Origin of the sequence: Candidatus Equadaptatus faecalis, assembly GCA_018065065.1 — a bacterium.
Lineage (GTDB): Bacteria > Synergistota > Synergistia > Synergistales > Synergistaceae > Equadaptatus > Equadaptatus faecalis.
Map to the genome: position 1 here is coordinate 1 of JAGHTZ010000020.1, position 8,399 is coordinate 8,399.

At 50.1% G+C, this 8,399-nt stretch carries 8 protein-coding genes; all 8 read left to right on the plus strand.

What is annotated here, in order from left to right:
* Positions 1-199: 199 nt before the first annotated feature.
* The 8 genes from KBS54_01485 to KBS54_01520 all read left to right on the plus strand — a co-directional run bounded on the left by KBS54_01485 (position 200) and on the right by KBS54_01520 (position 7,133).
* Entirely contained in the window at positions 200-1,084 is an 885-nt protein-coding gene (locus KBS54_01485) for a branched-chain amino acid ABC transporter permease (GenBank protein ID MBQ0054802.1), read from the plus strand.
* A 9-nt stretch (positions 1,085-1,093) separates the two neighbouring features.
* Positions 1,094-1,966 (plus strand): branched-chain amino acid ABC transporter permease, encoded by an 873-nt coding sequence (locus tag KBS54_01490; protein ID MBQ0054803.1) that lies wholly within the window; start codon positions 1,094-1,096, stop codon positions 1,964-1,966.
* Positions 1,967-2,734: an ABC transporter ATP-binding protein gene (locus tag KBS54_01495; GenBank protein MBQ0054804.1), complete on the plus strand. Its 768-nt coding sequence runs from the start codon at positions 1,967-1,969 to the stop codon at positions 2,732-2,734.
* Entirely contained in the window at positions 2,731-3,453 is a 723-nt protein-coding gene (locus KBS54_01500) for an ABC transporter ATP-binding protein (GenBank protein MBQ0054805.1), read from the plus strand. Before KBS54_01495 ends, KBS54_01500 begins: the two co-directional genes overlap by 4 nt.
* 21 nt (positions 3,454-3,474) lie before the next feature.
* Positions 3,475-4,662: a hypothetical protein gene (locus KBS54_01505; protein MBQ0054806.1), complete on the plus strand. Its 1,188-nt coding sequence runs from the start codon at positions 3,475-3,477 to the stop codon at positions 4,660-4,662.
* Positions 4,663-4,814: 152 nt separating this feature from the next.
* Positions 4,815-5,606, plus strand: coding sequence for an amino acid ABC transporter substrate-binding protein (locus KBS54_01510; GenBank protein MBQ0054807.1), 792 nt, complete (start codon positions 4,815-4,817; stop codon positions 5,604-5,606).
* An 88-nt stretch (positions 5,607-5,694) separates the two neighbouring features.
* Positions 5,695-6,339 carry an amino acid ABC transporter permease gene (locus tag KBS54_01515; protein ID MBQ0054808.1) on the plus strand — a complete coding sequence of 215 codons (645 nt, stop codon included), beginning with the start codon at positions 5,695-5,697 and terminating at the stop codon, positions 6,337-6,339.
* Between the two features lie 23 nt (positions 6,340-6,362).
* Positions 6,363-7,133, plus strand: a complete 771-nt coding sequence (locus KBS54_01520) for an amino acid ABC transporter ATP-binding protein (protein MBQ0054809.1) — start codon at positions 6,363-6,365, stop codon at positions 7,131-7,133.
* The last annotated feature ends 1,266 nt before the right edge of the window (positions 7,134-8,399 follow it).

Consider the following 8,399-nt stretch of genomic DNA (forward strand, 5'->3'; position numbering starts at 1 on the left):
AAGGACATTTTTACAAGGTTATCCAGCCCAAATAGCAGAGAAATTTTTTGAATACATAAAGGGCAGGGCAGCTTGCCCTTTATGTATGTTATAATGGCTGCGGCAATCTTATGACTTTTTTGAATTGACTGACAATTTGGGATGCAGGGTCAGCCTGCGTTATGTTTTGTGCGGTGCTGATCCGCGAAGGGGTGTATAAATTTTGGATATTGTCCAGCAGATTATCAACGGCTTGTCGCTCGGCTCCGTTTACGCGCTGATAGCTGTCGGATATTCTCTTGTCTATTCGATACTGCTGTTCTCCAATTTCGCGCACGGCGGTTTCCTTGTCATCGGCGGTTACATCTGTTATTACGCGCTGATGTCTTACGGAGCGGGAATTTGGACGGCATCGTTTGCGGCTGTTCTCGGCGCCGGTTTTTCGGCGATACTTGTTGAGCGTTTCGCATACCGTCCGATACGCGAGCGCACGCCGGTAACGCTCTATCTTCTCATTGCTTCAATGGGTATGAGCATAGTTATCGAAAATCTTTTCGTCGTTACGATAGGCGGGCGTTTCAGGGCGCTGCCGCCTGTGCTTCCAATGCAGCCTGTCAGTGTTTTCGGCTTTGCGACGACAAGCGCGTTTGATATACTTTCGCTTGTTGTTTCAGTCATTTCTCTTGTCGCGCTGCAGCTTTTTCTCAACAGGACAAAATGGGGGCTTGCGATCCGCGCCGCTTCCTGCAACCTGCGCACGGCGTCGCTTATGGGTGTCAACGTCAACCGCCTGATTGCGATAGTATTTTTTGTTGCGGGGCTTTTTGCGGCGGTCGGCGGCATTTTCCTTTCCGCGCGCTACACTCTTTATCCTCAGCTCGGCAGCACGATAACGACAAAGGCTTTCGTGGCGGCGGTTATAGGCGGTCTCGGCTCCCTTCCCGGGGCTGTTGCCGGCAGCCTTATTCTCGGACTTGCGGAAATGCTTACCGCAGGCTTTGTATCAAGCCAGTTCCGCGACCTTGTCGTATTCTTCCTGCTTATCGTTACACTGATAATACGTCCGTCAGGGCTTTTCGGCAAAGCCGTCAGCGAGAAAGTGTAGGTGACGGGTATGGGTTATTCGTCAGGTATTATCACGCTCCTTGCCATTAACTGCATAGCCTCTCTCGGTGTGTCGCTGTTTACAGGCTTTACCGGAATTTACACGCTGGGACACGCAGGCTACATGGTTATCGGCGCGTACACGGCGGCAATTCTTACGGTGCAGTTCAATCTTCATTTTGTTCTGGCAATTCTTGCCGGCGGTCTGCTCGCGATGGTCTGCGCGTATCTTATCGGTCTTCCGACGCTGAAGCTTGCAGGCGACTACTACACGATTGCTTCTTTAGGTCTCGGCGAGGCAATACGCCTGATAATAGAAAACTGGGAGAGCGTCACGCGCGGAGCAAGAGGTTATCCGGGCATTGACAACTACACTACTCTGCCTGTGGTGCTGGCGTTTTTCCTTGTTATGACCTTCGGAATGTTCTATCTTGTGAACAGCCGTTACGGACGCGCTTTTAAGGCATGCCGCGACGACTACGTGGCGGCTTCGCTGCTTGGCTTCAACACGGCACACTGCCGTGTTTTGAGCCTTGCGGTTTCAGGCTTCTACTGCGGTGTTGCCGGAGCGCTGCTCGCAGGCTTTATCTCGTTTATCCAGCCTGTTATGTTTGACATGGCAAAATCTACGGAGCTCGTTTCCGTGGTTGTTCTCGGCGGTTTGGGCTCAATGAGCGGCTGCCTTATAGGCACGGCGATTCTGACGCTTGTGACGGAACTTTTCCGACCGATTTCAAAATACCGCATGCTTATCTACGGGCTTGTCCTTGTGCTTGTCATGATACTGCGTCCTGAGGGACTCATGGGCACAAACGAACTGACGCCCGATTATCTCAAAAAGCATTTCGGTTCGGGCAAAAAAACTGCAAAGGAGGGCGAATAAATGAGCACCCTTCTTGAAGTTAAAAACCTGACTGTCCGTTTCGGAGGCGTAACCGCTGTTGACGAAGTTTCCTTCAAGATAGAAAAAGGAGAGCTTGCAGGGCTTATCGGTCCTAACGGAGCCGGCAAAACAACGGTGTTTAATCTTGTTAGCGGCGTGTACGGCGCAGCCTCCGGTGAAATCATCTATGACGGAAAGCGGATAGACAAACTGAAAACCTATCAGATTGTGCCGCTCGGCATAGCCAGAACCTTCCAGAACCTCAGACTGTTCGGCGGCTCAACCGTGCTTGAAAACGTTATGACTGCGGCGCAGAACTTCCACAAATACAGCTTCGCGGAAGCGGTTACGCATCTCGGACGCTGGAAAAAGTTTGAAGCGGAAATCCGCGGCGAAAGCATGACGCTGCTTGAAAGAGTCGGTCTGGCAGACCGCGCGGGGCAGACCGCCGGAACGCTTCCGTACGGCATGCAGCGCAGACTTGAAATAGCGCGCGCCCTTGCTCTCCGCCCCGGGCTTCTTCTGCTTGACGAGCCTGCCGCCGGCATGAACCCTGAGGAAGTTGTTGAGCTCAACGAACTGATAAGCGGCATTCACAGGGATTTCAAGCTGACGATACTGCTCATAGAGCATCACATGGACGTCGTAATGAATATATGCTCGCACGTTGTCTGCATCAACTTCGGTGCTAAAATTGCCGACGGCACCGCACAGGAAGTGCAGAACAATCCCGAAGTTCTTGCTGCGTATCTCGGAGAGGAGGAATAAACGTGGAACCTGTCCTTTCCGTCAGAAATTTAAGTGTACGCTACGGCGCCATTCAGGCGCTGAGAGGAATTGACCTTGACGTCTTCCGCGGCGAAATAGTCTCTGTTATCGGTGCAAACGGCGCCGGCAAAACGACAATGATGAACGCGGTTATGGGCGACATTCCGCGTGCCGGCGGAGAAATTCTGCTCAACGGCAAGCCTCTGCCCGACAAAAGCTTTCGCGTCGCATGCGAAAAAATAAGCATATCGCCGGAAGGCAGAAGAGTGTTTGCGCCGCTTACCGTCTATGAAAACCTGCAAATGGGCGCGTTCCCTCTCAAAGACAAAAAAGAAATAGCGGCACAGCTGAAAGAAATATACAGACTGTTCCCGCGCCTTGAAGAAAGGAAAAAACAATACGCCGGCACGCTCTCCGGCGGTGAACAACAAATGCTTGCAATCGGCAGGGCTCTTATGCAGAAGCCGGAAGTGCTTCTGCTTGACGAACCGTCGCTCGGGCTTGCGCCGATAATTATCAGCGAAATTTTCAAAGAATTAAAAATTATCAACAAAGAACTCGGCACGACAATACTTATCGTAGAACAGAACGCGAAAAAAGCGCTGCAGCTTTCAGACAGGGCATACGTTCTGCAGACGGGAAAAGTTGTTATGGAAGGCAAATCAGCCGAACTGCTGAACAATCAGGAAATTCAGGCGGCATACCTCGGTGTAAAATAAAAGGGAAACGTCAGGCAGACCATGGACAAAAAAATCTTTCTTTTTCTTATACCGGCAGCGGCGGTGTTGTGCATAGCGCTGGCGCGCAAACCGGCGCCGGTCTGTAATACCGTGAAATCCTCAACGCGGGAAACCGAAGAAATTTCGCGGGACGGGACGCTTCCGCAGGACGGCTTCATAGACGTTGGAAAAGTTTACGGCGCCACCTCAGGCTACAAAATTTTCAAAGAAGAAACGGAAGCCTACGCGAAACGCATCAACGCGGAGCTTGCCGTCTCGCTTAAAAAAGAAAAAGACGAAACAAAGCGGCAGAAACTTAAAAAAGACGCTGAGGAACAGATAAGACTGTACGGCGAAGCCCTGCTGCAGGACGTTCTGAAAGACGTTGACGACGCTATAGAAAAGGTTGCGGACAAACAGCAGCTGTACAGGGTGTACCTCAAAGGCGCGGAAAAAATGCCGGCGGAAGACTATACGGACGCCGTTGTGACAGAACTGCGCCGGGACTACTCTCTCAGACCTCTGCTGCTTGAAGCTGCCGTTAAAATGAAATCCGCGCCGGAAAAACAGCCGGAAAAGAATGATAAAGAAACAGCGGTCTGCGCTATGGCACAGGAGACACAGCCTGCTGCGGCAGAGGAAAAATCCGTTATACAGACAGAAAAGACAGAAAAAGCGGAAAAAGCGGAAAAAGCGGAAAAACTCGAACAGCCGGAAAAAATCGCCGCGGAAAAAGCGCCGGAAGGCGGCAAACAGAACGGAAGCGCCCTAAAAGCAGAACGGCAGGAACCGGCAAAACCGCTTCCGAAACAGGCACAGGACGTGAAAAAAGCGCCGCTGCCCGTGCAGAACGCAAAAGCAAAGCAGGAACAGGCGCCTGTCGTGAAAGAAACGCCGCAGAGAGTACAAAAAACGGAAGCCGCGGAACAGCCGCAGACGAAAACAGAGACGCTGGAACAGAAAGCGGACGTTCCGAAAAAAGCCCGCATAGTGATACAGTTCTGCGCCTCAGGAAACAAAAAAGGCATAGCATTGGCAGCAGACAAAGTCAGAAAGAGCGGTCTGCCTGCGTACGTGCAGGAGGGACCGGTTAAAGACGGCGTGCAGTGGTGGCGTGCGCGCGTTGCCGCGGAGAACGCGCAGCAGGCTGACGAATACATGCGTACTCTGACGCGGCTCGGTTACTCCTGCTACATTGCCGGAAAATAAAGGCGTGTTTTAGAGAACGCGCGAGCCAAAAAAGCCAAAACTGCCTGAATTGTCAGGCAGTTTTTTTCTTGCGTGCGGCATATTTTTGTGATAGCATTACAACATGCTAAAGCGATATTGCTTATGGCAGCCGAACGAACGGAGGAGACAAAATGAATAAAAAAATCATCGCGGTAATCGCAATACTTCTGGCAGCAGCAGGGTTGTACTGCGCTTTCGGCGGCTGCGGCAAAACAGCTGCGCCGAAGATTGAAAAAATAGTTGTCGGACTTGACGACAGCTTCCCGCCGATGGGTTTCAAAAACGAGCAGAACGAAATTGTCGGCTTTGACATTGATATCGCGAAAGAAGTGGCAAAACGTCTGTCAGTACCGGTTGAATTTAAGGCAATTGACTGGTCGAGCAAGGAAGCGGAACTGTCCAGCGGACGTATCGACTGCATTTGGAACGGGCTTGACATTACGCCTGAGCGCGAAAAGAACATGCTTTTCAGCGACCCTTATATGAACAACAGGCAGCTGCTGTTTGTAAAAATAGATTCCAAAATAAAAGATTTTCCTGACCTTGCAGGAAAAACCATCGGACTTCAGAACGCCAGCACCGCAGACGACAACATGGAAAAACAGCCTGAATTCAAAAAGACTGTTACCGTCAAAAAATATACGGACTACATTGAGGCCTTTATAGACCTTGAAAACGGACGGCTTGACGGAGTTTTCGCAGATGAAATAGTCGGACGCTACTGCATGAGCAAACGCCCGGGCAAATTTGTCTGCATAGACAAAGCCTTCGGACCTTCAGCACAGTTCGGCATAGCCTTCCGTAAGGGCAATGAAGCACTCCGCAATCTTATGCAGAGCAAAATTGACGAAATCACGGCAGACGGAACCGGCGCGAAAATAAGCGAAAAATGGTTCGGCGCCGACCTTCTGCTTAAGAAATAATATCTCGCGCCTTGGGAAAACAAAAACGAACAGCGGCAGTACAGACTAATAACGTACAGCATATTATAACAATACGGGTGTCCAACGAATGGAACAGCTAATCAGAATGTGCATACCGATGCTTAACGGCACGAAAATAACGCTGACGGTATTCTTCGCCACGCTTGCATTTGCCTTGCCGCTCGGCTTTGCGCTTGCGCTCGGACGTATATCCAAGATAAAAGCTGTTTCAAAAACAATAGAAATATACAGCTGGATAATGCGCGGTACTCCGCTTATGCTCCAGCTCTTCTTTTTTTACTTTGTGCTGCCGTACTTCGGCATACTGCTTCCGGGACTTGCGGCGGCGCTGCTTGCCTTTGTCCTCAACTACGCGGCGTATTTCTCGGAAATTTTCCGCGCCGGAATACAATCAATACCTAAAGGGCAGTACGAAGCTGCGAAAGCCTTCGGTTTCACAAACGGGCAGATGCTGCGGCGCATAATACTCCCTCAGATGATAAAGCGCGTACTTCCTCCGGTTTGCAACGAAACCATAACGCTCGTAAAAGACACCTCACTCGTGTACGTGCTTGCGATGAACGACCTTCTCCGCGAAGCAAGAACCATAGTGCAGCGCGAATTTACAATGACGCCGTTCCTGCTTGCCGCAATTTTCTACCTTGCGATGACTTTTGTCGTCAACAAAGTATTTGCGCGGCTTGAAGCACACTACGCGCGCTACAGCGAGTAGCGGGGAGTGAAACAATGGAAAGCATGACAAAAACAAACACTGAAATTAAAGAAACCATCAGAATTGAAAAACTCCGCAAAAGCTTCGGCAAAGTGCGAGTATTTGATGACGTAAGCCTGACAGTTGAGCAGGGGGAAACGGTATCGCTCATAGGTCCTTCTGGCAGCGGCAAATCAACCCTGCTGCGCTGCATAAACAGGCTTGAAACAGTGGACGGCGGTTCAATCCGTATAGCGGACAAATGGCTTGTGCGTGACGGGAAATACGCGCCTGACGATGAAGCGAGAGCGATCTGTTCTCAAACTGCGATGTGCTTCCAACAGTTTAACCTTTTTCCGCACATGACTGTACTTGGAAACCTTACGGAAGCCCCTGTCACGGTGCAGGGGAAAAAACTTGAAGAAGCGGTGCCCGAGGCGATGGACCTGCTGAAAAAAGTGGGACTTGAAGCGAAAGCAGACCGCTACCCGTACGAACTGTCCGGCGGGCAGCAGCAGCGCGTCGCGATAGCGAGAGCGCTTGCCGTGCGGCCTGAAATAATACTGTTTGACGAACCCACCTCCGCCCTCGACCCTGAGCTGACGCAGGAAGTGCTTCAGGTAATGAAAGAACTTGCCGAAGAAAAAATGACAATGCTTGTAGCGACGCACGAAATGAGCTTTGCCCGCGACGTTGCCGGAAAAGTAATCTTCCTTGCGGACGGCGGAATTATGGAACAGGGAACGCCCGAAAAAATCTTCGGCGCGCCGGAAACCGGCAGGCTCAAACATTTCCTCAGCGCAGCAAACGGATAGACAAAGAAAACCAATTACGATAAAAACCAATTACCAAAAGGAACAATTACGATAAAATACAATTACAAAAAGAGACAATTACGATAAAATACAATTACAAAAAGAGACAATTACGATAAGAAAACAATTACCCAAGGAACAATTCTATCTAATCTTGTCTTTCTGCGGAAAGCCGTCAGGCTTTAGCGCAGAATCCAGCGGCGTTACGGGCGAAGCCCGTTACTGAAAACAAACGGCTTGAATTCCCAAGCCGTTTTTAATTTCCCCAAAATTGCTTTTGGGTACGGTAAACATAGCTATAAGCTACAAGCTAAAAGCTGCAAGCAAAAAGCTAAGTGCTAAGTGCGCAGTTAAAGGTTCTAAATGCTTCCAGCTTAACGCTTAAAGCTGTGCCTTTTGCCACATGCCTTTTGCCTTTGCTTTTGATTTCGCATATAGCATATAGCCTATAGCGTATAGCATTTTGGCTTGCGCCAAAAACTCCGGATTACTTCCTACTGGGCTGGATACCGATGGTGACTGGTACCGTCCGTTCGTTTTCTGTCCGAAGCCGCAGGGCTCTTGCTTTCCCTGCCTCCTTCCCGAAAGCATAGGCCTCGTGTCTCAACCCTGCAACCCGACCGCTTGGCGTGCCGTTACCGAAGTGTTGCAGAGCTTTAGCTGAAAAGCAACGGGCTTACCTCCGTTTAGAGCCGCATCACGTAATGCGTGAGAGATGTACAAGGCGCAGCTTCTCTGCCGAGAAACAGCCGCAAATGCAGACCTCGGCAGGTCATACAACTGTTTCAGAAAAGCCATGCCCGACGAAAAATCGTCAACCCCTCCCACTCTTTAAGGGGTCTTTTCAGAGCCCAAAAAACAACCCTGTCCCGAAAAAAAATCGGGATTTTTTTTTGCGCCTTTCCGGCGTAAATTCCGTAAAGCATTGCAAATACTGAAAAGACACCGGATTCCGGCTTTCGCCGGAATGACGAGAGAAAACCTTGAAAAGCGGTGTTGACAATTTTCAAATTGTCAGTATAATCTCAAACAGAGGTTGTTGCCGGTCGACAGACGGTCAGCCCTCAGTATAACGGTTCATAGCCGCTGACTTTTGGGAGAAGGGCGGCTATTTTTGTATGTTTTTGGAGTTTCTGCCTAAGGAATAGCCAAGGGAGAAAAACGTGACACACAGGCTTATTATTCCAAGAAATTCACTTGTCGTCATAAGCACCACCCCCTTGCTGTTGGGCTTGAGGGCATAACCGTCCGCCGTCTTTTGAACAA